The following is a 23,015-nucleotide window of genomic DNA, read 5'->3' on the forward strand; positions in this document are numbered from 1 at the left end:
CTAGGATGACTCCATGTCACTCCCGCACGCGATCCTCACCGCACTGCTCGAAAGGCCGTCGGCGGGGCTGGACCTGACCCGCCGGTTCGACAAGTCGATCGGCTACTTCTGGTCGGCCTCGCACCAGCAGATCTATCGCGAGCTGGGGAAACTGGAAGCCGAGGGCCACATCCGGGCCATTCCGGAGGACCGGCCGACCCGGGGGCAGAAGAAGAGCTACGAGGTCCTGCCCGCGGGCCGCGCCGAACTCGAGCGCTGGACGGCCGCGGCGCAGGACCCCAAGCCGCACCGGGACGCCCTGCTGCTGCGGCTGCGCGCGGCGGCCGTCGTCGGCACCGCGGGCCTCGAAGCCGACCTGCGCCGCCATCTCGACCTGCACCGGCGGCAGTTGGCCGAGTACGAGGAGATCGAGCAGCGCGACTTCCCGCCCGGCAACGACAGCGCGCAGGCCAGGCTTCAGCACCTGGTCCTGCGCGCGGGCATCGAGCTGGAGACCTTCTGGACGCAGTGGCTCACCGAGGCGCTGGAAGCCTTCGCCGAACTGCCCGGTGACCAGGCGCCGTAGCGTCAGAGGCGGTACGGGCGCGAGCGGCGGCGCAGGAACCACCCGGCGGCCACCGCGCCGACCGCCACCAGGCTGCCGCCGGCCACCAGTGTCAGGGTGCCGTAGTCCTCGGTGCCGCCGCCCAGACCGCCCATCACACCGCGTGACGGGGAGGCCGTGGCCGTCGCTGAGATGGTGGGCGTGGCGGACCCCGAGACGATGATCGACTGGGTGCCCGCCGTGCTGTTGTTGTACGCGCACATCACGATGACGGTGTAGGTGCCCGGGCTCACGTTCGACCAGGCCGCGGACTGGAGCGAGGTGGTCCCGGACAGGGCCACCTGACGGCCCTGGCTGAAGTTCGCCTGACTGCTGGTCAGGAGCGAGGCGGTGCCCCAGCCACCGGTGGTGGCGGTGCGGGAGCAGGCCGTGGTTGTGACGGAGACCGTGGATCCGGAGGTGCTCACGGAGATCCCCGACGCCGCGGCGGCCGGCCCGGCGGTCAGGACGAGCGGCAGCGCGGCGACGGCCGCGACGGTCAGGCCGGAGCGGAGAAGTAGCTTTTCAGTGCGCATGGACTGCCCTCCGGCGGCACGGTTGGCGGTACATCCGTGGCGCCGCCGAGGTGGGGGAAGCCCGTGCTGCCTCGGGGACAGCCAATGCGCCCCGGGCCCGGCGCGCACCCGGGGCTGCGCCGGACAGGTGACGGACTGCTCCGTCCGGCACAGCCGCTACGGGGGAGCGGAGACGCCCGTCGTCACCGCCCGCTCCGCCGACAACCCGCCCCAGGTGCCGTCGGGCAGCCGCGCCCGGATCCGCACCCGGTGCCGCTCGCCGGCCGCGCGTCCCAGGTAGAAGCTGTACGTCGCCCTGCCGCGCGGAGGCGTCCCGCCGAACACCAGTGAGGTGGCCGCCCTGCCGTCGAGGTGGACCTGGTACTCCGTGACGACGCCGTCCGTCCGGGGCGGCGTCCAGGACAGGTCGAGGTAGTACGCGCCGTCCGCCGCCCGCCGAGCGGCCGCGCGGAACCCCGTCGGTGCCGTGGCCCGGCCGTCGTCGCCGCCCGGTGTCGTCAGGCGGACGGTGTTCCCGGCCGGCGAGACGTTGTCGGCCGCGTCCCGCGCCCGGACGGTGAAGGAGTAGCGGGTGCCCGGTCGCAGCCCGGTGACCACGGCCGCCGTCTGCTCGCCGCCCACACTGTGGATCTTCGTGCCGGCCTGGTAGATGTCGTACGACGCCACGTCCCGGTCGTCGGTGGCGGCGGCCCAGTCCAACTGGACGGCTCGGCTGCCCACGGTCCGTCCGCGCAGTCCGCCGGGGCGGGTCGGGGCGGAGCGGTCGGCCGCCGCGGCCGGCGGGGTCGTCGCCCGCACCTCCCGGCTGGGCGGGCCGAGGCGCCCCTCGGTGTCCCGGGCCCGCACGGTGAAGACGTACGAGCCGGCGGGCTTCAGCCTGCCGACATCCACCATGTGCTGCGAACCCGGCACGTCCTCGATCTTCGTGGTGCCGCGATACACCTCGTAGCGCTCGATCCCCGTGCCGACGGCGTTCCACATCACGTGCACCGTGGTCGCACTCCCCGCGGCGGCGGTGACTCCCACCGGGGCGGCGGGGAGGCCGCCGCTCCCGGTGCCGTCCGATCCGGCCCAGCCGCACGAGGCGACGAGGACCAGCACGGCGCAGAGGGACAGCGGTACGGGCACACCTCGCACGTCTCTGCCCTCCCGGACACCAGGCACGGCAATGGTCCGGACCAATATGACGCCGGTCGCCCGCCCGCAGCAAGAGGGCGGACCGTGTGGGGCGCACTCGGCCGGATTACGTATGCTGAACACCCTCACGGCCGAACTCTCCACGAGGGAAACGGAGTTCGCGCCGGTGGCGCGGGCCGCTGTCGTCGCTGTTCCCGCGCCGTACGGGTGGCCGGGAGGCCGGGGTTCGTCGAGGGCTCCGGCCCCTGGCCCCTGCCCCGTCCGGACCCCCTGCGGTGGCCGCCCGGCTGAAGCGGCATCAGATTGGGCGCTGAGTGCCCGTCACGCCCCCGAGGAGAGGGTCTTATCGTGCGTGCCCAGTCGCTGACGCTGGCCGCGGCAAGTGCCGCTCTGCTCGCCCCGACGACGTCCCCCGCCGTGCAGCCCACCGCCGCCCGCGGCGAGCCGGTGGTGCGGCGCGAGGGCAAGGTCGCGGCCGCCGACCTCCTGGCCAGGGTGCGCGAGTGCGCTCCCGTCTCACGCGGCCGCTACCGCAGCGACGACGGCACGGCCGCGACCATCCCGGTCTGCGGCACCCGGGAGGCCGTCTTCTGGAAGGCCGACATGGACATCGACTGCGACGGCCGGCCCGGCAGCCGCTGCAACCGCCGCACCGACCCGCTGTTCTCGGACGCCACCGCCTTCCAGCAGTCCGACGGCCGCTACCTGAGCGCCGAACAGCTGCCCTACATCGTGGTGCCGGCCCCGAGCCCCGTCTGGGACCACCGCGCGCACGGGGTGCGCGGCGGCGCGGTCGCGGCCGTCGTGTACCGGGACCGGGTGCAGTACGCCGTCGTCGGGGACGTGGGGCCGGGTCACATCATCGGCGAGGCGTCCTACGCCACCGCCAAGGCCCTCGGGATCCGTCCCGATCCGCGCGGGGGCGGCACGCCCTCCGGCGTCACCTACATCGTCTTCAGGGACACGCAGGTGAAGCCGATCGAGGACCATGCCGCCGCCGTCGCCACGGGGGAGCGGCTGGCGGCACTGTTCGCGCAGGGGAAGTGACCCCGCCGGGCGGCCGGCCCGCCACAGGCGCCCGTCACACCTTCCGGTAGCCGTACGCCTCTGCGGCCGCCGACTCCACCGCCGCGAGGTCGGCCCCGGTCGCCGCCGTGACGACCGCGGCCACCGCTCCCTCGACGAACGGGGCGTCCACCAGCCGTGTGCCCGCGGGGAGTTCGTCGCCCTCCGCCAGCAGCGCCTTGACGGTGAGCACCGCGCTGCCCAGGTCCGTCAGGACGGCGACCCCGGCGCCCCGGTCCACGGCGGCGGCCGCGCCGGCGATCAGCTCCGCACTCGTCCCGAGGCCGCCGCCCTCGGTGCCGCCGGCCGCGGCCACGGGCACCTCCGTGCCGCCGCCCGCGAGCCCCTTCGCCAGTTCCGCCACGGACGCGGCGACCTCCGCACTGTGCGACACCAGCACGATCCCGACCAGCCCTGCGTCACTCACCGGCGGCCTCCGCGAGCGCGGCGATCAGCAGGGCGGCCGAGGTCGCGCCCGGGTCCTGGTGCCCGATGCTGCGCTCGCCGAGGTAACTCGCCCTGCCCTTGCGGGCCTGCAACGGTGTGGTGGCCAGCGCCCCTTCCTCGGCGGCGGAGCGGGCCGCGGCGAAGCCCGTGCCGAGCGCGTCGACGGCCGGCACCAGCGTGTCGATCATGGTCTTGTCGCCCGGGGCGGCCCCGCCCAGCGTCATGACGGCCTCCACTCCCGTCCGCAGCGCCTCGGTCAGCTGTTCGGCACTGACCTCGCCGGCTTCCCCGAGCGCCTTGCCGGTCCGCCGCAGCAGGGTCCCGTACAAGGGCCCCGAAGCGCCGCCCACCGTCGAGATGAGGGTGCGGCCCGCGAGGAGGAGGACCGCGCCCGGGCTGCCGGGGGACTCCTTCTCCAGGGCCGCGGCCACCGCGGTGAACCCGCGCTGGAGGTTGCTGCCGTGGTCGGCGTCCCCGATGGGGGAGTCGAGGGCGGTGAGCCGTTCCGCCTCACGGTCGACGGCGGCGGCGGCCGCCGTCATCCAACGGCGGAAGAAATCGACGTCGAGCACTGGATCTCCTTGCGTGGTCGGTACGTTGATCACCTGCTCACACGCCCCAGCGCAGCCCCGGCGTCCGCACCGGCGCGTCCCACAGGCGCAGCAGCTCCTCGTCCACCTGGCACAGGGTGACCGAGGCGCCGGCCATGTCGAGCGAGGTGACGTAGTTGCCGACGAGGGTGCGGGCGACGGCGACCCCGCGGTCGGCGAGCACCCGCTGCACCTCGGCGTTGAAGCCGTACAGCTCCAGGAGCGGGGTGGCGCCCATGCCGTTGACCAGGACGAGCACCGGATTGCGCGGGCTCATGTCGTCCAGGATCGCGTGCACCGAGAAGTCGGCGATCTCCCGTGCGGTCATCATCGCCCGCCGCTCCCGGCCGGGCTCGCCGTGGATCCCGACGCCCAGTTCCAGCTCGCCGGGCGGCAGATCGAAGGTCGGGCTGCCCTTGGCGGGGGTGCTGCACGCGCTCAGCGCGACACCGAAGCTGCGGGAGTTCTCGTTGACCTGCCGGGCGATCGCCTCCACCCGCTCCAGCGGCTGCCCCTCCTCGGCGGCGGCCCCCGCGATCTTCTCCACGAACAGCGTGGCGCCGGTGCCCCGCCGGCCGGCCGTGTAGAGGCTGTCGGTCACCGCCACGTCATCGTTGACCAGCACCTTCGCGACCTGGATGCCCTCGTCCTCGGCGAGTTCGGCCGCCATGTCGAAGTTGAGCACGTCACCCGTGTAGTTCTTCACGATGAACAGCACACCCGCCCCGCTGTCCACGGCCGCCGCCGCACGCACCATCTGATCGGGCACCGGGGACGTGAACACCTCGCCCGGACAGGCCGCGGAGAGCATGCCGGGCCCGACGAACCCGCCGTGCAGCGGCTCGTGCCCGGAGCCACCGCCGGAGATCAGGGCGACCTTCCCGGCCACGGGGGCGTCCCGCCGTACGATCACCCGGTTCTCGACGTCGACGGTCAACTCCGGATGGGCGGCCGCCATCCCGCGCAGGGCGTCCGCGACCACGGTTTCCGGAACGTTGATCAGCATCTTCATGGGTACCTCCGGGTGCGACAACGGTTGGGCTCGTGGTCTGCGTTCTAACAGTTCACAACAAGTGTGACCAGTAGGCGATCTTGCCGCCCCGCGGCGAACGGGAGCGGCGGCACCGCTGTCGGAAGTATCGGCCCTGTGCCGGTGAAGGTCACGTGAACGGAGCGGCCCGGGCGTGCCCGGCCCCTCGTCGCGAGCGGCAGGAGCCCGAGCTCCTGCCGAGTCCGGCGGCCGGAGGACGGACGACCGGGCAGCTGCCGCCGTGCGTCCGGGCCGGCTCGTCCAGGCGCCGCCCGACGTCCGTCAGCCCCGCAAGGGATTGGCGCGGGCCGTGGCCAGGAGGTACCAGGCGGTGGCGCCGGTGTGCCGGTAGGGGTAGTAGCCGAACCCGAAACCGGTGTCGAGCGGGCTGCTCGCCGAGACGACCCCGGAGCGGGCCGGCAGGGCCCTGCCGCCGACGGTCTGGGCGCCGCCGAGGTGGTCCTGGGCGCGTTCGACCGAGCCGAGCAGGCGGCGGGCGCGCTTCTCGTCGCCGGGGTGTCCGCGGTGGCGGAGCGCGAGGGCGAGGTGGGCGGTGCCCTCGAACCAGACGCCGTTGCGGTCCGGCCGGGGCTGGCCGTCGGCGATGGGGGCGCCCTCGTTCGCCAGCAGGCTCGCGGAGCTGAAGGTGACGCCCTCGTAGGACTGACCGGTGGGGACCGTGCTGTTGGGGCGGTCGGCCGTGTCCAGGACGGCCAGCTCGGCCGCGGCCCAGTCGAGGGAGCGGGAGTGGGCCGGGGAGCCGAGGGCGAGGTGGGTCCAGGTCTGGGTGTCCTCCGGGACGGGAGACCTGTTGATCGTCACGCCGTCGTTGGTGCCGGTGTAGAAGAAGCCCCCCGACGGCTCCCACATCTTCTCGACGAAGGCCCTGGCACGCGCACGGCGCTCCCGCCACACCCTGTCCCCGGTCAGCCGGGCGAGCCGCCCGAACAGAGCGACCAGGTCGGTGTTGTGCTCGGTCGAGGTGAACGGCAGTCTGTTGCCGGCCCCGTCCACCCCGAACTTGTAGCCGCCCAGCGGCTCGTCGGTCCGTCCCACCCGCTCGATCCACTCGCCGATCCGCGACGCGCCGGTGAGGAAGCGCCGCTCACCGGTACGCGCCGCGAGCGCGGTGAGCGCGATGCCGGCCCACGCCATGTCGCCCACGGCGGTCCCCGTGAAGCCGAACTGCGTGCCCACGTTGGCCGTGCCGTCCGCCCTGACGAACCCGTCCGGCTGCGGGGAGCCGTCGTAGAAGGTGTACGGCCCGACGTTGTAGGCCTGCCGCAGCCGTCCGTCGTCGTGCACCGGGTCGTGGGCCTGGGCGTACAGCAGCGCGTCGCCGAGGGCCACGGCCCGCGACCGGCCGCCCGGGGAGGTGAGGTGGGCCAGGATCGCGAGCGCGTTGTCGTAGGTGAACGCCGTGCTGAACAGTCCCGCCTGGTCCGTGTAGCTCTGGGTGAGCCGGATCGTCCCGTGGTCCGGGTAGGCGTCCATGGCGGCGGCCAGGAAGGCCCGCGCGCGGCGGGGCGCGGAGGTCGCGGAGGCGCCCTGGGGCCCCGCGTGGGCGGTGCCGGTGCCGGTCGCGGCGAGGACCGCGGCGCCGAGGCCGGTCCCGATGAGGGTGCGGCGGCTGAGGGACGGGCGCGGGCTGCCGGTCATGGGTCTCCTCGGGAAGTCGGGCCGACTGGTTCTGAGAGCGCTCTCAAAGCGGCGCGCTCATTCTGCTGTCGCGGCGGGGGTGGGTCAACGCTTGGGAGCGGACCAGCAGTTGGGGCGGTCGCCGAGCAGGTGAGAGGTGTCTGGTCAGGCGCGGGCGCCGCCGAACCGCGTGCGGGCGTTGTACGCGCCGGTCGGGGCGGCGGGGTGTGGCCTTCGGGACGGGCACGCCGGCCGGTGCGAACGTATGCCGCACCCAGAGCCGCCTTCACGCCGGGGCCGGGGGGATCAGACGGCCGCCGGCGATGAGGGAAGCGGCCTGCTTGAGGCGGCGCACGCGGACGCTGACGCTGTAGGCGTCGATCCCGGGGACGGCCGCCACCCGGGTCGTGAGGTAGCGGTAGAAGTCCTCGGCGTCACGGCAGTTGGCGACCACCATGATGTTGTGGTCACCGCTCATGGCACCGGCGAAGGCCACCTCGTCGTGCCCGGCCAGCTCCTCGCCGACACGGTGGACATGGGCCGGGGCCATCCGCAACCACAGAGTCGCGTTGAGGCGGTGGCCCAGCCGCTCGGGGAGCAGGTCGACGTCGTAGGTGAGGGCTCCCGAGGACTCCAGGGCGTCGAGCCGCCGGGCGACGCGCGCCTTGGACCAGCCCGTGAGTTCGGCGAGCCGCGTGTGGGTGGTACGGCCGTCCTCGGCCAGGGCGTCGAGCAGCGGGGTGTCCTCGGCGGTGGGCGGCTGCACCGGGCCGGTGGGCGCCGGCGGCGGGTCCGCGGTGAGCCGGGCCACCTGGTCGGCGCTCAGACGGCCCCCGTATCCGGACCACTCGGAGGTGCCCACCGTGCCGAACGGGTGGAGCAGCAGGTCGATGCTGACGTCCAGCACGGAGGCCGCCTTGGGGAGCCGGCGGAGCAGGACGTCGTCGCGGGGGGCGTCGACCGGTGCGTGGATCAGGCAGACGATCTCCGAGCCGCCGGAGGCGAGACCGACGTAGGAGATGTCGGGCCGGCGGGTGAGGGCGTCCGCGAGCGGGGCGACACGGTCGGGGCGGCAGCGGATGCGGGTGATCCAGCGGGCCAGGCCGTGCACCTCGGGGTTGACCAGACCCACCACCCGCATCACCCCCTCGCGGCGCAGGGCCTGGTAGCGGCGGGCGGCGGTCTGCTCCGACACCCCGGCCACCTCGCCGATGAGGCGGAACGAGGCGCGGGGGCGGTACTGGAGGGCGCGGAGGATTTTTCCGTCGATCTCGTCGAACATGGGAGAAGTGTGTCAGCGGCTGGCGCACCGGTGGATGTATGTGTCCACTTCCGGGCGTGACGTTGGGGATCGGGTCCGCCTTCGCCGAAGCTGGGGCGCCCGAGAAATCCCGAACGACCGCGGCGCGCGTCGCCGTAGAGGAGAGATCCCCGTGAATGTCACGACCCCGGCGAGCGGGCCGGCCGACCGGCGGGCCGCCACGCTCGTCATGGCCTGCCTCGGCGTCTTCGTCGCCTATCTGCCGGTCACCACGGTCGCCGTGAGCCTGCCCGCGATCCAGTCGGCGCTGGGTGCGACGACCGCGCAACTGTCGTGGGTCCAGGACGCGTTCGTCCTGCCCATGGCCGCGTTCATCCTGACCGCAGGTGTCGTCGGCGACGTCCACGGGCGCAAGAAGGTGTTCCAGGCCGGGCTGCTGTCCTCCGCGGCCGGGGCCGCCGTCGCGCTCACCGCGCAGTCGGTGCAGGCGTTGTGGATCGGGCAGGCCCTCGCCGGACTCGGCGCGGCCACGCTGCTGCCCACCACGCTCGCGCTGATCAGCCACGCGGTGCCCGATCACCGAGAGCGCGGCAGGTTCATCGGCCTGTGGGCCGCCTCGCTCATGGCGGCGCTGGCCGTCGGACCACTGGTCGCCGGAGTGATCCTCGACCACTTCGCCTGGCGCTGGATCTACCTCCTGCCGATCCCCGTCTCACTGCTCGCGACCGTCTTCGCGGCCCGGCTGCTCACCGACTCGCGCGCGCCCCACGAGCGGCGGCTGGACTGGCCGGGGCAGATCACCGCCACGGTGGCGGTCACCGCCCTGGTGTACGGCGTCATCGAGGGCGGAGCGGACTCCTTCACCGCTCCCAAGGTGCTGACAGCCCTCGCGGTGGCCGTGGCAGGCGGCGCCGCCTTCGTGCTCGCCGAGCGGCGCAGCCCCAGCCCGATGCTCGACCTCGCGCTGTTCCGCAGCCCGGCCTTCACGGCCACCACGCTCGTCGCGATGATCACCTTCCTCGGGCTGATCGGCTTCTTCTTCCTGCTCAGCCTCTACTTCGGGATGGTGCAGCAGCTCGACACCCTCCAGGCGGGCTGGCGGATGCTGGTGGTGACCGCCTGCGCCATCCTGGTCGGCGGGCCCGTCGGGCGCCTCATGCACCGGATCTCCGCACGCGTGCTGATCACGGGCGGTCTGGTGGTCGTCTCCGCCTCGCTGTTCGCGCTCGTCGGTGTCGACGCGGACACCTCCTTCGCCGGCCTGGCCTGGCGGCTCGCGCCGCTGGGGCTGGGACTCGGGGCCGTCATGACCCCGATGACCGCGACGGCGGTGGCCTCCGTGCCGCACCACCTGGCCGGGATGGCGGCGGCGGGCAACAACGCCTTCCGTCAGCTCGGCGGGGCGCTCGGTCCGGCCGTCCTGGGCGCCCTGCTGACCTCCCGGGCGCTGGACAGCTTCCCCGGCCACCTCGCCGACGCCGGTCTGCACGGGGCGGCACGGGACCGGATCGTCACAGCGGCCGACCAGGGAGGACTGGGCGCGGTCGCCGGGCTCGACCTCGGTGCGGACACCGGCCGGGCCATGGGCGCCCTGGCCGATGCCTTCCTGGACGGACTGCGGCTCTGCCTTACGGTCGCGGGGTCCCTCACCCTGCTGGCGGCAGCGGTGGCCCTCGTCCTGCTCCGCCGACCCCGCGGCACGGCCCCCGGTCACACGCAGGTCGCCGCGTCGGGCCGAGAGAGGGGGACGGCACCGGGTGAGGTCGCTGCGGCGACCGTGCCGGGGGGTGAGGGGCGCGGGGAGGGCTGACGGGGCAGGTGAAGCGGGGGCGGGCTGGGTGCCTGGCCGGGCGTGGGCCCAGGGGCAGCGACCCGGGAGCTGAGCGACCAGGGGTGGACCCACAGCGGGCTCATCTGCGTCGCGGGCCTGCGGGCCCGCCCAGGGGCAGCGACCCGGGAGCTGAGCGACCAGGAGTGGACCCACAGCGGGCTCATCTGCGTCGCGGGTCTGCGGGCCGTAGCGGCGGCGGCGCCCCGTCACCCACTCGCCGACACCTGCACCGCCCTGGCCGACACCCTCCTCCGCACCGCCGAGCGGACCTGCCTCCCCGCGACGGCCGCCGGCAGCGCACTCCCGACGACCCGTCCGTGGACGCGGCCCTGCTGCTGCCCGGCGTCCGCGGGCCCTGCCCGCCGACGATCCCTTTGTCCTGTGCGGGTTCGTCATGGCTCTCGCCGGGCACCAGCAGGGGCGGACCGTCGAGGCGTACCGCTGGTTCGAACGCAACCGGGGCGCCTGCGGGGCCTCGGGGCTGCACGCGGAGGAGTTCGACATCGCCCAGCGTCAGCTCCGCGGCAACCTCCCGCAGGCGTTCGTCCACGCACTGCTGCTGGAGGCGGCCGCCCGGCTCGGTGAGTGACCGGGCGCCCGCCTCCAGCGGGTCCAGAACTGTGCGGGACGGTTGCCGGACGGCCTTCGCGAGAGGGTCCGCGACATGTGCCGCTGACCTCAGCCGCCTCCCGGGCCGCCGCTGCCGAACGAACCGCTGCTGCCCTCGTCCCAGCGGGGACGTTCACGGCCCGTACCGGTCCGGGTCGGGCTGTTGCCGTGGTTGGGCATTTCGTGCGGGGTCAGCCGGGTGTCGCTGCGGGGCACCTCGTCGGGCTCCCGGTGCTCCCTCACCTCGCGGACCGGCCCGCCCTCGGGCAGCCTCGGCTGTTCCTCGGGCGTGGGCGGACGGGACTCGCGGCGCCTGACACGGGAGCCCAGGAAGAAGGCGCCGATCAGCACCGCCACGACCACCACACCCGCCGCGATCACTCCGGCCGCGAGGCCGCCCCGGCCCGCGGCCAGGTCCATCCATTCGCTGTTCAGGGCTTCGTTCATGTCACGCGGGTACCCCGGGACCTGCGAGCGAACCGACCTGCCCCGCAGTCCCGGAAACCCCGGGAACTCCGGGTTTGGCGGCTCGGCCCCCGGCTACCCGCCCCCCGTGACGACTTCCACTTCGCAACAGGAGCTCATCCGGTTCCTGGAGGACCGCTTCGCGTGTGCCCAGGCGTGCACCGAGTGTGCGCGTGCCTGTGCGCTGCGCGCGAGCCTGGTCGATCCGGACGGGACCGAGGACCAGGAACTGCTGCGGCGCAAGGGCATCATGTGCGCCGAGGTGTGCGACGCGACCTGCCGGGTGCTGTCCGAGGAGAACCACATCGACGAGGCCGGCATCCGCGTCCAGCTGGAATGGTGCAGGTCGGTCTGCCTGGAGTGCGCGCAGGTCATGGACCAGCACGCCGGTGCCCAGGACGCCGCCAAGGCGTGCCGGGAGTGCGCCCAGGCGTGCACGGACTTCATGGCCACCCTGGTCTGACCGAGCCCGCCCGCGCGGCAGAGACCTCCTCCTGGCCGTTCCCAATTACTGGAACACGTTCTACCGTGTGCGCCGTCAGGACCGGCCTGGGAGCCTGGAGGCGCCGTGCATCTCGACCACACGCCCGAGCAGCAGCGGTTGCGCACCGAACTGCGCGCCTACTTCACCGGCCTGGTCCCGGACAACGCGCACGCCCGGTTCACCGACCGGGACGCCCAGAAGCGCTATTACCGCGACACCATCCGCCGCCTCGGCACCGACGGCTGGCTCGGCGTGGGCTGGCCGAAGGAGTACGGCGGCCGCGGCCTGACCGCGATGGAACAGTTCATCTTCTTCGACGAGGCCGCCCAGGCCGGCGTACCGCTGCCGCTCATGGCCCTCAACACCGTCGGGCCGACGATCATGCGGTACGGCACCGAGGAGCAGAAGTCCTGGTTCCTGCCGCGGATCCTCTCCGGTGAGATCGACTTCGCGATCGGCTACAGCGAGCCCGGCGCGGGCACCGACCTGGCCGCCCTGACGACCCGCGCGGTACGGGACGGGGACGAGTACGTCGTCAACGGTCACAAGATCTGGACCACCAACGGCGACACCGCCGACTGGGTCTGGCTCGCCGTGCGCACCGACCCCGACGCCCCGCCCCACAAGGGCATCACCATGCTCCTGATGCCGACCACCGACCCCGGCTACTCCTGCACCGTCATCAACACCCTCGCCTCGCACGACACCACGGCCAGTTACTACGAGAACGTCCGCGTCCCCGTCTCGCACCGGGTCGGCGAGGAGAACCAGGGCTGGCGGCTGATCACCAACCAGCTCAACCACGAGCGCGTCACCCTCGCCGCCCACGGCACCATGGCCATCCGCGCCCTGCACGACGTCCAGCGCTGGGCCACGGAGACCAAGCTGGCCGACGGCCGCCGTGTGATCGACCTGCCGTGGGTGCGCCGCCGCCTGGCTCAGACCCACACCAGGCTCGACGCCCTCAAACTCCTCAACTGGCGGATGGTGAACGCCGTCCAGGACGGCACCCTCACCCCGCAGGACGCCTCCGCGGTCAAGGTCTACGGCTCGGAGGCCCGCCGGGACGCCTACGCCTGGCTCATGGAGATCGTCGCGGCGGCCGGCGCGCTGAAGGAGGGCTCGGCCGGCGACGTCCTGCACGGCGAACTGGAACGCGGCTACCGCTCCGCCGTCATCTTCACCTTCGGCGGCGGCAACAACGAGATCCAGCGGGAGCTCATCTCGTGGATCGGCCTGGGTATGCCGCGCGTACGGCGTTAGCCTTCCGGGATGACGGGTGATCCGGGATTGTTCGGTCCACGGTCGGTGACCTGGCAGATGCACGGCGACCCGATGATGTGGGTCGCCGGCATCCGCGCGCTCTACCTCCAGGCACTGCACCCGCGCGCGGTGCGAGGCGTGATGCAGAACTCCGACTTCCGCAGGGACGCCTGGGGCCGGCTGATGCGCACCGCCGACTTCGTCGGCACCACGACCTACGGCACCACCGAGGCCGCGGAGAAGGCCGGCGCCCGGGTCCGGAAGATCCACGCCATGCTCGGCGCGACCGACCCCGACACCGGCGAACGCTACGGCGTCGACGAACCCGCGCTCCTGCTGTGGGTGCACTGCGCCGAGATCGACTCCTACCTCCACGTCGTCCGCCGCTCCGGCTTCCGCCTCACCGACGAGCAGGCCGACCGCTACATCTGCGAACACCGGGTCAGCGCCCGCCTGGTGGGCCTGGACCCGGAGGACGTACCGGCGAACCAGGCGGAGATGAGCGCCTACTTCGAGAAGGTGCTTCCCGAACTCGCGGCTACGCCCGAGGCCCGCGCGGTGGACGACTTCCTGCTCCGCCCGCCGACGCACCCCCTCCTCGTCCCGGCGCGTGAGGTGCTGTGGCGGCGCGTGGCGCAGCTGGCGTACGCCGCCCTGCCGCCGTACGCCCACGAGCTGTACGGCAGAAAAGCCCCCGAACCCGGCACCGTCACCCGCCGGTTGCGCGCCACCGGCACCGTCCTGCGCCGCGTCCCCGCACGTCTGCGCTGGCAACTCCCGCCCAAACACATCCTGCGTGCCATGGCACGGCTCGGCCCGGGCACCCGTCCCGCCCCGTACAAACTCGGACGATAGGTCGCCATACTGGACAGGCCAGGGGATGCGGGGCGAGTTCGACGGGGGCGGTCGCGGAAGATGGGGGACAGCAGGCTCATCCAGGGGCGGTACCGACTGCTCGACCTGATCGGGCGCGGGGGCATGGGCGAGGTGTGGCGGGCCCGTGACGAGTCGCTGGGGCGCCATGTCGCCGTGAAGTGCCTCAAGCCGCTGGGCGGGCAGCACGACCAGACCTTCACCCGGGTCCTGCGGGAGCGGTTCCGGCGGGAGGCCCGGGTGGCCGCCGCGCTCAGCCATCGCGGCGTGACCGTCGTGCACGACTTCGGCGAGTCCGACGGCGTCCTGTACCTGGTGATGGAGCTGCTGGAGGGGCGCAACCTCAGCCAGCTCCTGGAGGACAACAAACAGCACCCCCTGCCGGTGTCCGACGTCGTCGACATCGCCGACCAGGTGGCCGCCGCCCTCGCCTACACCCACCAGCAGGGCATCGTGCACCGCGACCTGAAGCCCGCGAACATCGTCCGGCTCACCGACGGCACCGTGAAGATCTGCGACTTCGGCATCGCCCGGCTCGGCCACGACGTCGACTTCACCTCCCGGCTGACCGGCACCGGCATCGCGATGGGCACCCCGCACTACATGTCGCCGGAGCAGATAGGGGGTTCCGAGGTCGACCAGCGCAGCGATCTGTACTCCCTGGGCTGCGTGCTGTACGAGATCGCCACCGGGGCACCGCCGTTCGACCTGGAGGACGCCTGGGCGATCCTCGTCGGCCACCGCGACACCCCGCCCCGGCCGCCGCGCAGCCATCGCGCCGAACTCCCCGAGTACCTCGACAGGGTCATCCTCGACCTGCTGGCGAAGGAGCCCGGGCAACGCCCGCCCGACGCCCGGGAGCTGGGCCGCCGGATCACCCTGGGCCGCACCACACCGGCGTACGTGCCCACCGTGGTGACCCCGCGGCCCGACGTCCGGCCGCAGCCGGAGCGCGACCGCGAGACCCGGCTGCCGTCCTGGACCCGCGGCATGACCACCGGTCACAAGGCGACCGGCGCAGGCCTCGTCACCACGCCCCCGGACGCCGGGGCCGCCCTCACCGGCGAGTGGGTGGCCCGCCCCGCCACCGGCCGCGTAGAGGAACCCGTGCCCGACGGGCCGCCCGTGCCCTCCGCGCAGGCCCTCCTGGCCCTCGCCGGCCGGCACAACGCGGGGCTCAGCCTCGGACGCCTGGGCCGCTGGGCCGAGGCCGGTGAGGTGCACCGCGCGGTCGCCGCCGAACGCGAGCACCTGCTCGGCCCCGACCATCCCGACACCCTCGCCAGCCACTACGAGGTCGCCTTCACCCTGAGCCGCACCGGCCGCGCCGCCGACGCCCTGCGCGAGTACAAGCACGTGGCCGCGACCCGGACCCGCACGCTGGGCGCCGACCACCCCGACACCCTCGCCGCCCGCCAGGAGATGGCCTACGTGCTGGGCCAGTTGGGCCGCCACTTCGACGCCCACCAGGTCTACAACTCGGTCCTGGCCGCCCGCGAGCGCGAGATGGGACCGGACCACCCGGACACCCTGCGCTGCCGCCACAACCTCGCCTTCAACCTCTCCCGTCTCGGCCGTCTGGAGGACTCCTACCGCATGGCCTGCGAGGTGGCCGCCGCCCGCGCCCGGGTGCTGGGCCCCCACCACCCCGACACCCTCGTCACCCGCTACGAAGTCGCCTACGCGCTCGGCCAGTTGGGCCGCTGGGCGGAGGCCCTGCACACCTACCACGAGGTCGCCGAGGCCCGCGCCCGGGCCCTTGGCCCCGACCACCCCGACACCCTCGCCGCCCGCTACGAGGTCGGCATCAGCCTCGGCCGCCTGGGCCGCAGCGCGGAAGCGCTCCGCCTCTACCACGACCTGATCGAGGACCGCACCCGCGTCCACGGACCCGCCCACCCCGAGACCCTGCGCGCCCGCCACGGCCTCGGCGTCAACCTCGGCCGCCTGGGCCGCTGGGAGGAAGCCCTCGCCGAGTCCCGGGACGTGTGCGCGATCCGCGCGCGCGTCCTCGGCCCCGACCACCCGGACACCCTGGTCAGCCGCCGCGAGGTGGCCGTGGGGCTCGGCTGGCTCGGCCGCTGGACGGACGCCCTCACCGAGTACCGCACCGTCGCCGCCGCCCGCGAACGCGTCCTCGGCGCCGACCACCCGGACACCCTGGCCAGCCGCAACGACGAGGCCCACTGCCTGGAGCAGCTCGGCCGGGGCGCGGAGGCGGTCGCGCTCTACCGCCGGGTCGCGGCACTGCGGCAGCAGCGGGCCTCCGGAGCGCAGTGACCTTCGAGCGGGGCCGTGGGTCGACTGCCGCGCACCTCTGGCCGACCTAGATCATCACGTGTTACGAAGAACCATGCCTGCACACGAGGGACACCGCCGCCGCTACGACGCCGTCATCGTCGGCGGGGGCCACAACGGACTCGTCGCCGCCGCCTACCTGGCCCGGGCCGGACGGTCCGTACTGGTCCTGGAGCGGCTCGGGAACACCGGGGGAGCCGCGGTGTCCACGCGGCCGTTCGCCGGGGTGGACGCCCGGCTCTCGCGCTACTCGTACCTGGTCAGCCTGCTGCCCAGGAAGATCGTCCGTGATCTCGGCCTGGACTTCCGCGTCCGGACCCGCGACGTCTCGTCGTACACCCCCGTCGAACGCGACGGCAGGGCGACCGGGCTGCTCGTCGGCGGCGGCGAGCGCCGCACCCGGGAGGCCTTCGCCCGGCTCACCGGCGGCGAAGACGAGTACCGCGCCTGGCAGCGGTTCTACGACATGACCGGCCGCGTCGCACGGAAGGTCTTCCCGACCCTCACCGAACCCCTGCCCACCCGGGACGAACTGCGGCGGCGGGTGGACGACGAGGAGGCCTGGCGGGTCCTGTTCGAGGAGCCGATCGGGGTCGCCGTGGAGGACCGCTTCGCCGACGACCTGGTCCGGGGCGTGGTCCTGACCGACGCGCTCATCGGCACCTTCGCCGACGCCCACGACCCCTCCCTCAAGCAGAACCGCTGCTTCCTCTACCACGTGATCGGCGGCGGGACCGGCGCCTGGGACGTACCCGTCGGCGGCATGGGCGCCCTCACCGACGCCCTGGCCACCGCGGCACGGCAGGCCGGCGCCGTCCTGGCCACCGGACACGAGGTCGTGAGGATCTCCACGGACGGCAGCTCGGCGGAGGTCACCTACCGGACCGACGAGACCGAGGGTACCGTCGAGGCCCGGCACGTCCTGGTCAACGCCTCCCCGCAGGCCCTCGCCGAACTCACCGGCGACCGGCCGCCCGCCCCCGCCGAGGGCGCCCAGCTCAAGGTCAACATGCTGCTCAAGCGCCTGCCGCGGCTGCGGGACGGCGAGGTCGACCCGCGCGAGGCGTTCTCCGGCACCTTCCACATCGCCGAGGGCTACCAGGAGCTGGCCACGGCCCACGCCCAGGCCGCCGCCGGCCGGCTCCCCGCGGCACCGCCCTCGGAGATCTACTGCCACTCCCTCACCGACCCGACGATCCTCGGCCCGGACCTCGTCGAGCAGGGCTACCAGACCCTCACCCTGTTCGGCCTGCACACCCCGGCCCGGCTCTTCGACCGGGACAACGACGCCGTGCGCGAGGAACTCCTCGAGTCGACCCTGGCCCGGCTCGACGCCCACCTCGCCGAGCCGCTGGCCGACTGCCTGGCCACGGACGCGGACGGCCGGCCCTGCATCGAGGCGAAGACCCCGCTCGATCTGGAGCGGGACCTGCGGCTGCCCGGCGGCAACATCTTCCACCGCGAACTGTCCTGGCCGTACGCCGAGGAGGGCACCGGCCGCTGGGGCGTGGAGACCCGGCACGCCAACGTGCTGCTGTGCGGGGCGGGCGCGGTGCGCGGCGGCGGGGTGAGCGGGGTGCCGGGGCACAACGCGGCGATGGCCGTACTGGAGGACCTCGGCGGCTGACGGCCCCGCCCGCGCGCGCTCAGGCCCGGCCGCCGTCGTCGACCCGGAGCACCGCGCCGATGACGTACCAGGCGCGGTCGCTCAGGAGGGCCGTAGCCGTCTCCTCGTCGCAGGAGGGCGCTCCGGCTTATCTGACGGAGCATCAGAAAACCTCTTCCGTCGTCCGGGGGTCTGCGGCATCCTGCGGCCATGCAGACGGAGCTGAGCAAGACCCTGGGAGTCGAGCACGCCGTCTTCGGCTTCACGCCGTTCCCCGCCGTCGCCGCGGCCATCAGCCGGGCCGGCGGCTTCGGAGTGCTCGGCGCGGTCCGTTACACGGCCCCCGACGAACTCAAACGCGACCTCGACTGGATCGAGGCCCACGTCGACGGCAGGCCGTACGGCCTGGACGTCGTCATGCCCGCCAGGAAGGTCGAAGGGGTGACCGAGGCGGACGTGGAGGCGATGATCCCCGAGGGACACCGCCAGTTCGTCAAGGACACCCTCGCCAGGTACGGGGTGCCCGAACTCGCCGAGGGCGAGGCGTCCGGGTGGCGCATCACGGGCTGGATGGAGCAGGTCGCCCGCAACCAGCTCGACGTCGCCTTCGACTACCCGATCCGGCTGCTCGCCAACGCCCTCGGCTCCCCGCCCGCCGACGTGGTGGCCCGCGCGCACGAACGGAACGTCCTGGTCGCCGCCCTCGCGGGCAGCGCCCGGCACGCGGTCAAGCACCAGGAGGCCGGCATCGACATCGTGGTCGCGCAGGGCTACGAGGCCGGTGGCCACACCGGGGACATCGCCTCCATGGTCCTCACGCCCGAGGTCGTAGACGCCGTGGACCCGCTGCCCGTGCTGGCGGCCGGCGGCATCGGCAGCGGCAGGCAGGTGGCGGCCGCACTGGCACTCGGCGCCCAGGGCGTGTGGCTGGGCTCCCTATGGCTGACCACCACAGAGGCCGAACTCCCCTCGCCCAAGCTGATCGCGAAACTGCTCGCGGCCGGCTCCGGCGACACCGTCCGCTCCCGCGCGCTGACCGGGAAACCCGCGCGCCAGCTCCGTACCGAATGGACCGACGCCTGGGACTCCGCCGACGGGCCCGGCACCCTGCCCATGCCCCTCCAGGGGCTGCTGGTCGCCGACGCAATCTCGCGCATCCAGAAGTACGAGGTGGAGCCCCTCCTCGGCACACCCGTCGGCCAGATCGTCGGCCGGATGACCAGCGAACGCAGCGTCCAGGCCGTCTTCGACGACCTCACCCGCGGCTTCGAGGAAGCCGTCGATCGCATCAACCGCATCGCCGGAAGGGGCGGCCAGTGACCAGCACACCTCCCGCGGGCTTCTGGGCCCAGGCCGCGCAGGACCCCGCCCGCACGGCCCTCGTCGCCCCCGACGGCTCGGTGTGGACCGCGGGCCGCCTCCACGCCGCCGCCAACCAGCTCGTGCACGGTCTGCGGGCCGCCGGCCTGGAACGCGGGGACGCCTTCGCCGTCGTCCTGCCCAACAGCGCGGAGTTCTTCGCCGTCCATCTCGCCGCGAGCCAGGCCGGGTTCTACCTGGTCCCGGTCAACCACCACTTCGTCGCCCCCGAGATCGCCTGGATCGTCGCCGACTCCGGCGCGAAGGTCCTCGTGGCCCATGAGAGGTTCGGGGAGACCGCACGCCGGGCCGCCGACGAGGCCGGCCTCCCGGCGAGCCACCGGTACGCCGTCGGCGAGGTCGAGGGCTTCCGGCCGTACGCCGAACTCCTCGAAGGCCAACCGGAGTCGCCGCCCGCGGACCGTGAGCTCGGCTGGGTCATGAACTACACCTCCGGTACGACGGGCCGCCCGCGCGGTATCCGCCGTCCGCTGCCCGGCAAGCTGCCGGAGGAGGCGTACCTCGGCGGCTTCCTCGGCATCTTCGGCATCCGGCCCTTCGACGACAACGTCCACCTCGTCTGCTCACCGCTCTACCACACGGCCGTCCTCCAGTTCGCCGCCGCGTCCCTGCACATCGGGCACCCGCTGGTCCTGATGGACAAGTGGACGCCCGAGGAGATGCTGCGGCTGATCGACGAACACCGCTGCACCCACACCCACATGGTCCCGACCCAGTTCCACCGGCTGCTGGCCCTGCCCGAGGAGGTGAAGGCGCGCTACGACGTCTCGTCGATGCGGCACGCCATCCACGGCGCCGCCCCCTGCCCCGAGCATGTGAAGCGGGCGATGCTCGACTGGTGGGGGCCCTGCGTGGAGGAGTACTACGCGGCCAGCGAGGGCGGCGGAGCCTTCGCCACCGCCGAGGACTGGCTGAAGAAGCCCGGGACGGTCGGCAAGGCCTGGCCGATCAGCGAGCTGGCGATCTTCGACGACGACGGCAACCGGCTGCCGCCCGGTGAACTCGGCACCGTGTACCTGAAGATGAACACCGGCGGCTTCACTTACCACAAGGACGAGGCCAAGACGCGGAAGAACCGCATCGGTGACTTCTTCACCGTCGGTGACCTCGGCCTCCTCGACGAGGACGGCTACCTCTTCCTCCGCGACCGCAAGATCGACATGATCATCTCGGGCGGGGTCAACATCTACCCCGCCGAGATCGAGTCCGTGCTGCTCCAGCATCCCGCGGTCGCCGACGCCGCCGCCTTCGGCATCCCGCACGACGACTGGGGCGAGGAGGTCAAGGCCGTGGTGGAACCGGCCCCGGGCCACACCCCGGGGCCGGACCTGGCCGCCGACGTCCTCGCCCACTGCGCCGAACGGCTCGCGGGCTACAAGCGCCCGAAGAGCGTCGACTTCATCACCGAGATGCCCCGCGACCCCAACGGCAAGCTGTACAAGCGACGCCTGCGGGACCCGTACTGGCAGGGGCGCTCGCGACCGGTGTGAGTGTGGGTCCCGGCGGCTTCAGGAGCGCACCCGCACGATCCGCAGCGCGGGCGAGGACAGGATGTCCTTCTCGCAGAACCGGGACGTCACCCACCGCTCCGCCGAGAACAGCCGGGTCTGGTCGCTGAAATGCGGCGAGTTCGGGTCCGAGGACTGGGAGTACGTCAGCAGGGTCCGGGCCACCGGACAGCGGCCGCCGTCCCAGCCCACCGCCTGGACGTAGCTGGACCCGGTCGTCACCTCCGTGTATCCGCCGCCCGCCGGGTTCCACACCGGCTCGACCTTGTTCCACACCCCGAGCGACTCGGTGCCGCCCGGCACGGCGATGCGCTGTCCGTTCCGCACGACGAACTGGTGCTCGCCGAGCCGGGAGTCCAGCGCGATGCCCGCCGCCCGCAGTTCGGTGACGGTGTCCGCGAGGGCCGCCGTGAAGGCGGGCGCGCCGGTGTCGAGCGTGTTCGGGGTGCCCACCGGATCGGCCGCGGAGAACGGCACCTTCCACAACTGGGCCGTCGGCAGCCGCCGCCACAGCCGGTCGAAGAGCAGCGTGCCCCGGCTGCCGGTGTCCGCGGTGCGGTCCCAGGCCGCCAGCACCCCGCAAGCCTCGCGGACGTCGACGGCCCTGCCGTCGCTGCCCGTCGCCGTGCCGCCGGGCAGGGCCGCGCACGCCTTCGCCGCGTCGGCCGCCACCAGGTCACCGGCGGGCACCCGGTTCGCGAACTGCTGCGCCTGGAGGTCCCGTACGGTCAGCCTCCCGCGCGCGGCCATCGCGGCCACGTCCTGGACGGCCCCCCGCGTGCGCATCGAGCGCTGGGTGCCCACGGTGCCGAAGATCCGCTCGTAACCCGTCAGCGGCCGCTCGGCGTTGGCCAGCCAGGCGCTGTCGTTGGAGTTCTCCGCGTACGGCGCGTCCTTCAGGACGGGCATCCTCGCGGGCCCGAAGATCCCCGGCTGCACGGCGTCCGGGTCACTGCCCAGGGCGCAGTCGCCGCGCGAGCCGTCGAGGATCGCCACCCCCGAGGCCGGGTAGGTGACCTTGCCCAGGGGGGTGGAGCAGCGCTGCGCCAGTTCGTCGGTGATCCGGGGGAGCACCTGGGACTGGGTGAACAGGGTGTGCCCCCGCGAGTCGGCGGCGACGGTGTTGACCCACGGCAGCCCCTGGGTGCGCCTGAGCGCGTCCAGCACGTCGCTCGTGCCGCGCGCCTTGCTGAAGCCGAGGGCGGTGTCGGAGGCACGCAGGTTGCCGGCGTTGGGGTCGTTGAGCGCGTACGCCGTCGTGGTCGTCCAGGGCAGCGGCAACGCGGCTCCGAGCGAGGTGACGACCGGGCCGTACCGCGTCCACCACTGGGTGCTCGTCACCGGTGCGCCGCCCCGGACGGCGACGGTCACCTCCCGCCGTGTCATCCGCTGCGGCCTGCCGTCGACGAGATACGTCGTCGGGTCGGCCGGGTCCAGGGTCAGCTGGTGCAGGTTGAGGGTGACGCCGGTGGCCACCGTGTGGCTCCAGGCCACCCGGGAGTTGTGGCCGATGGAGACCGTGGCGGAGCCGAGCAGCGAGCCGCCCGCGATGTTCAGTTCGCCGGGGATGGTCTGCTGCGACTGCCAGAAGCGGCGGCCGCCCTGCCAGGGGTAGTGCGGGTTGCCGAGGAGGAGCCCGCGGCCGTTCGCCGTGGTGGCTCCGCTGAACGCGACGGCGTTGGAGCCCATGTCGGCCGAGTCGGCCGCGAACAGGTCCCGGGCCGCGCGGGCGGTGTCCCGGGCGTCGGGTGCGCCGGTCGTGGGCGCGGTGGACGCGGGCGGCTGCGCGGCGGTGATGCCGTCCACCGCCCGGCCCTGGCCGCCCAGGACGGCGAGCGCGTAGTTGCGGGCGGCCACGTCCCGGACCGACACGGGACGCACCCAGTCGGCGCCCCGGCACGCCGGGTCGGTGATCCGGTTCTTCTTGAGCCAGGCGTTGTAGCCCGCCGCGAAGCCCCGCATCAGGTCCTTCACGTCACGGCTCGGACCCCGAGGCACGGGCGTGGCCAGCAGCCTCTCCACCGTCCCCGCCTCCCGCACCCCGCGGAAGTACAGGTCGCTGGAGAGGTTCTTCGTGGCCGAGGAGAGCGCGGCGTCGGAGGGCGCGTCGGCCCCGAAGAAACGCGAACGCTCGCCGCGCACGGTCACGAACCCGTCGGCCAGGGTGCACACCTGGTCGGCGGCCTGCGCCCACCCGGTGCCGAAGCCTAGGTCCGCGTAGTTCCGCGCGAGGATGTGCGGGATGCCGTACTCGGTGTAGCGGATGGTGGCGGACAGGCCGCCGTGCGACGGGTGTTCCTGTTTCTGCCGGTCCTGCGCGGCTGCGGACGGCAGCGTGCCGACGGCGGCGAACAGGACCACGGCCGCGACGACGGCGCGTCTGGGGCGGGTGCGCATCGTGCCTCCCAACG

20 protein-coding genes are annotated in these 23,015 nt (G+C 73.4%); 11 read left to right on the forward strand and 9 right to left on the reverse strand.

Features of this window, described 5'->3' with window-relative positions; all coding sequences use genetic code 11:
* The first annotated feature begins 13 nt into the window (after positions 1–13).
* Positions 14–565: a PadR family transcriptional regulator gene (locus ACIQJT_RS11640; protein WP_365449228.1), complete on the forward strand. Its 552-nt coding sequence runs from the start codon at positions 14–16 to the stop codon at positions 563–565.
* Between the two features lie 2 nt (positions 566–567).
* Here ACIQJT_RS11640 and ACIQJT_RS11645 read toward each other — a convergent pair whose 3' ends face one another.
* Together ACIQJT_RS11645 and ACIQJT_RS11650 are read right to left on the reverse strand one after the other, a co-directional pair.
* Entirely contained in the window at positions 568–1,119 is a 552-nt protein-coding gene (locus ACIQJT_RS11645) for a hypothetical protein (protein WP_402642280.1), read from the reverse strand.
* A 156-nt stretch (positions 1,120–1,275) separates the two neighbouring features.
* Positions 1,276–2,256 (reverse strand): fibronectin type III domain-containing protein, encoded by a 981-nt coding sequence (locus tag ACIQJT_RS11650; protein WP_402642282.1) that lies wholly within the window; start codon positions 2,254–2,256, stop codon positions 1,276–1,278.
* Between the two features lie 348 nt (positions 2,257–2,604).
* On the opposite strand from ACIQJT_RS11650, the gene ACIQJT_RS11655 reads away from it, so the two are divergent.
* Positions 2,605–3,303, forward strand: coding sequence for a glycoside hydrolase family 75 protein (locus ACIQJT_RS11655; protein ID WP_365449234.1), 699 nt, complete (start codon positions 2,605–2,607; stop codon positions 3,301–3,303).
* Between the two features lie 34 nt (positions 3,304–3,337).
* Here ACIQJT_RS11655 and ACIQJT_RS11660 read toward each other — a convergent pair whose 3' ends face one another.
* The 5 genes from ACIQJT_RS11660 to ACIQJT_RS11680 all read right to left on the reverse strand — a co-directional run bounded on the left by ACIQJT_RS11660 (position 3,338) and on the right by ACIQJT_RS11680 (position 8,308).
* Positions 3,338–3,748: a PTS fructose transporter subunit IIA gene (locus ACIQJT_RS11660; RefSeq protein ID WP_365449236.1), complete on the reverse strand. Its 411-nt coding sequence runs from the start codon at positions 3,746–3,748 to the stop codon at positions 3,338–3,340.
* The gene (dhaL, locus tag ACIQJT_RS11665; RefSeq protein WP_402642285.1) at positions 3,741–4,340 is read right to left on the reverse strand and encodes a dihydroxyacetone kinase subunit DhaL; all 600 of its coding nucleotides are present in this window, start codon (positions 4,338–4,340) and stop codon (positions 3,741–3,743) included. Before dhaL ends, ACIQJT_RS11660 begins: the two co-directional genes overlap by 8 nt.
* Before the next feature lie 37 nt (positions 4,341–4,377).
* Positions 4,378–5,370: a dihydroxyacetone kinase subunit DhaK gene (gene dhaK, locus ACIQJT_RS11670; RefSeq protein WP_402642287.1), complete on the reverse strand. Its 993-nt coding sequence runs from the start codon at positions 5,368–5,370 to the stop codon at positions 4,378–4,380.
* A 300-nt stretch (positions 5,371–5,670) separates the two neighbouring features.
* Complete coding sequence (locus tag ACIQJT_RS11675) at positions 5,671–7,047, reverse strand: Tat pathway signal sequence domain protein (protein ID WP_402642290.1); 1,377 nt, start codon at positions 7,045–7,047, stop codon at positions 5,671–5,673.
* Positions 7,048–7,312: 265 nt separating this feature from the next.
* Positions 7,313–8,308 carry an Lrp/AsnC family transcriptional regulator gene (locus ACIQJT_RS11680; protein WP_365449244.1) on the reverse strand — a complete coding sequence of 332 codons (996 nt, stop codon included), beginning with the start codon at positions 8,306–8,308 and terminating at the stop codon, positions 7,313–7,315.
* A 151-nt stretch (positions 8,309–8,459) separates the two neighbouring features.
* Here ACIQJT_RS11680 and ACIQJT_RS11685 point away from each other — a divergent pair, with 151 nt between their 5' ends.
* Entirely contained in the window at positions 8,460–10,097 is a 1,638-nt protein-coding gene (locus ACIQJT_RS11685; RefSeq protein WP_402642293.1) for an MFS transporter, read from the forward strand.
* A 415-nt stretch (positions 10,098–10,512) separates the two neighbouring features.
* Entirely contained in the window at positions 10,513–10,707 is a 195-nt protein-coding gene (locus tag ACIQJT_RS11690) for a hypothetical protein (protein ID WP_402642295.1), read from the forward strand.
* 89 nt (positions 10,708–10,796) lie between these two features.
* Here the strand turns inward: ACIQJT_RS11690 and ACIQJT_RS11695 are convergent, their stop codons facing one another.
* Entirely contained in the window at positions 10,797–11,174 is a 378-nt protein-coding gene (locus ACIQJT_RS11695; RefSeq protein WP_365449250.1) for a DUF6479 family protein, read from the reverse strand.
* A gap of 106 nt (positions 11,175–11,280) precedes the next feature.
* On the opposite strand from ACIQJT_RS11695, the gene ACIQJT_RS11700 reads away from it, so the two are divergent.
* From ACIQJT_RS11700 to ACIQJT_RS11730, 7 genes are all read left to right on the forward strand, one after another.
* Positions 11,281–11,655, forward strand: coding sequence for a ferredoxin (locus tag ACIQJT_RS11700; protein ID WP_402642298.1), 375 nt, complete (start codon positions 11,281–11,283; stop codon positions 11,653–11,655).
* A 105-nt stretch (positions 11,656–11,760) separates the two neighbouring features.
* A complete protein-coding gene (locus ACIQJT_RS11705) occupies positions 11,761–12,939 on the forward strand; it encodes an acyl-CoA dehydrogenase family protein (RefSeq protein ID WP_402642301.1) in 1,179 nt (392 codons plus the stop codon).
* A gap of 9 nt (positions 12,940–12,948) precedes the next feature.
* Positions 12,949–13,794, forward strand: coding sequence for an oxygenase MpaB family protein (locus tag ACIQJT_RS11710; RefSeq protein WP_365449256.1), 846 nt, complete (start codon positions 12,949–12,951; stop codon positions 13,792–13,794).
* 60 nt (positions 13,795–13,854) lie between these two features.
* Positions 13,855–16,092, forward strand: a complete 2,238-nt coding sequence (locus ACIQJT_RS11715; protein WP_402642304.1) for a tetratricopeptide repeat protein — start codon at positions 13,855–13,857, stop codon at positions 16,090–16,092.
* Positions 16,093–16,165: 73 nt separating this feature from the next.
* Positions 16,166–17,737, forward strand: a complete 1,572-nt coding sequence (locus tag ACIQJT_RS11720; RefSeq protein WP_402642307.1) for a phytoene desaturase family protein — start codon at positions 16,166–16,168, stop codon at positions 17,735–17,737.
* Positions 17,738–17,926: 189 nt separating this feature from the next.
* On the forward strand, positions 17,927–19,036 hold the full coding sequence (locus ACIQJT_RS11725; protein ID WP_402642310.1) for an NAD(P)H-dependent flavin oxidoreductase: 1,110 nt from the start codon (positions 17,927–17,929) through the stop codon (positions 19,034–19,036).
* The gene (locus tag ACIQJT_RS11730) at positions 19,033–20,586 is read left to right on the forward strand and encodes an acyl-CoA synthetase (protein ID WP_402642313.1); all 1,554 of its coding nucleotides are present in this window, start codon (positions 19,033–19,035) and stop codon (positions 20,584–20,586) included. Before ACIQJT_RS11725 ends, ACIQJT_RS11730 begins: the two co-directional genes overlap by 4 nt.
* 18 nt (positions 20,587–20,604) lie before the next feature.
* Here the strand turns inward: ACIQJT_RS11730 and ACIQJT_RS11735 are convergent, their stop codons facing one another.
* Positions 20,605–23,001: a penicillin acylase family protein gene (locus ACIQJT_RS11735; protein WP_402642316.1), complete on the reverse strand. Its 2,397-nt coding sequence runs from the start codon at positions 22,999–23,001 to the stop codon at positions 20,605–20,607.
* Positions 23,002–23,015 lie beyond the last annotated feature (14 nt).

Origin of the sequence: Streptomyces sp. NPDC091972, assembly GCF_044756385.1 — a bacterium.
GTDB lineage: Bacteria > Actinomycetota > Actinomycetes > Streptomycetales > Streptomycetaceae > Streptomyces.

Coding starts and splice junctions, on each gene's coding strand:
- ACIQJT_RS11715 (WP_402642304.1), top strand. CDS start 13,855: ATGGGGGACAGCAGGCTCATCCAGGGGCGGTACCGACTGCTCGACCTG.
- ACIQJT_RS11675 (WP_402642290.1), bottom strand. CDS start 7,047: ATGACCGGCAGCCCGCGCCCGTCCCTCAGCCGCCGCACCCTCATCGGG.
- ACIQJT_RS11695 (WP_365449250.1), bottom strand. CDS start 11,174: ATGAACGAAGCCCTGAACAGCGAATGGATGGACCTGGCCGCGGGCCGG.
- ACIQJT_RS11640 (WP_365449228.1), top strand. CDS start 14: ATGTCACTCCCGCACGCGATCCTCACCGCACTGCTCGAAAGGCCGTCG.
- ACIQJT_RS11725 (WP_402642310.1), top strand. CDS start 17,927: ATGCAGACGGAGCTGAGCAAGACCCTGGGAGTCGAGCACGCCGTCTTC.
- ACIQJT_RS11645 (WP_402642280.1), bottom strand. CDS start 1,119: ATGCGCACTGAAAAGCTACTTCTCCGCTCCGGCCTGACCGTCGCGGCC.
- ACIQJT_RS11735 (WP_402642316.1), bottom strand. CDS start 23,001: ATGCGCACCCGCCCCAGACGCGCCGTCGTCGCGGCCGTGGTCCTGTTC.
- ACIQJT_RS11680 (WP_365449244.1), bottom strand. CDS start 8,308: ATGTTCGACGAGATCGACGGAAAAATCCTCCGCGCCCTCCAGTACCGC.
- ACIQJT_RS11710 (WP_365449256.1), top strand. CDS start 12,949: ATGACGGGTGATCCGGGATTGTTCGGTCCACGGTCGGTGACCTGGCAG.
- ACIQJT_RS11690 (WP_402642295.1), top strand. CDS start 10,513: ATGGCTCTCGCCGGGCACCAGCAGGGGCGGACCGTCGAGGCGTACCGC.
- ACIQJT_RS11720 (WP_402642307.1), top strand. CDS start 16,166: ATGCCTGCACACGAGGGACACCGCCGCCGCTACGACGCCGTCATCGTC.
- dhaK (WP_402642287.1), bottom strand. CDS start 5,370: ATGAAGATGCTGATCAACGTTCCGGAAACCGTGGTCGCGGACGCCCTG.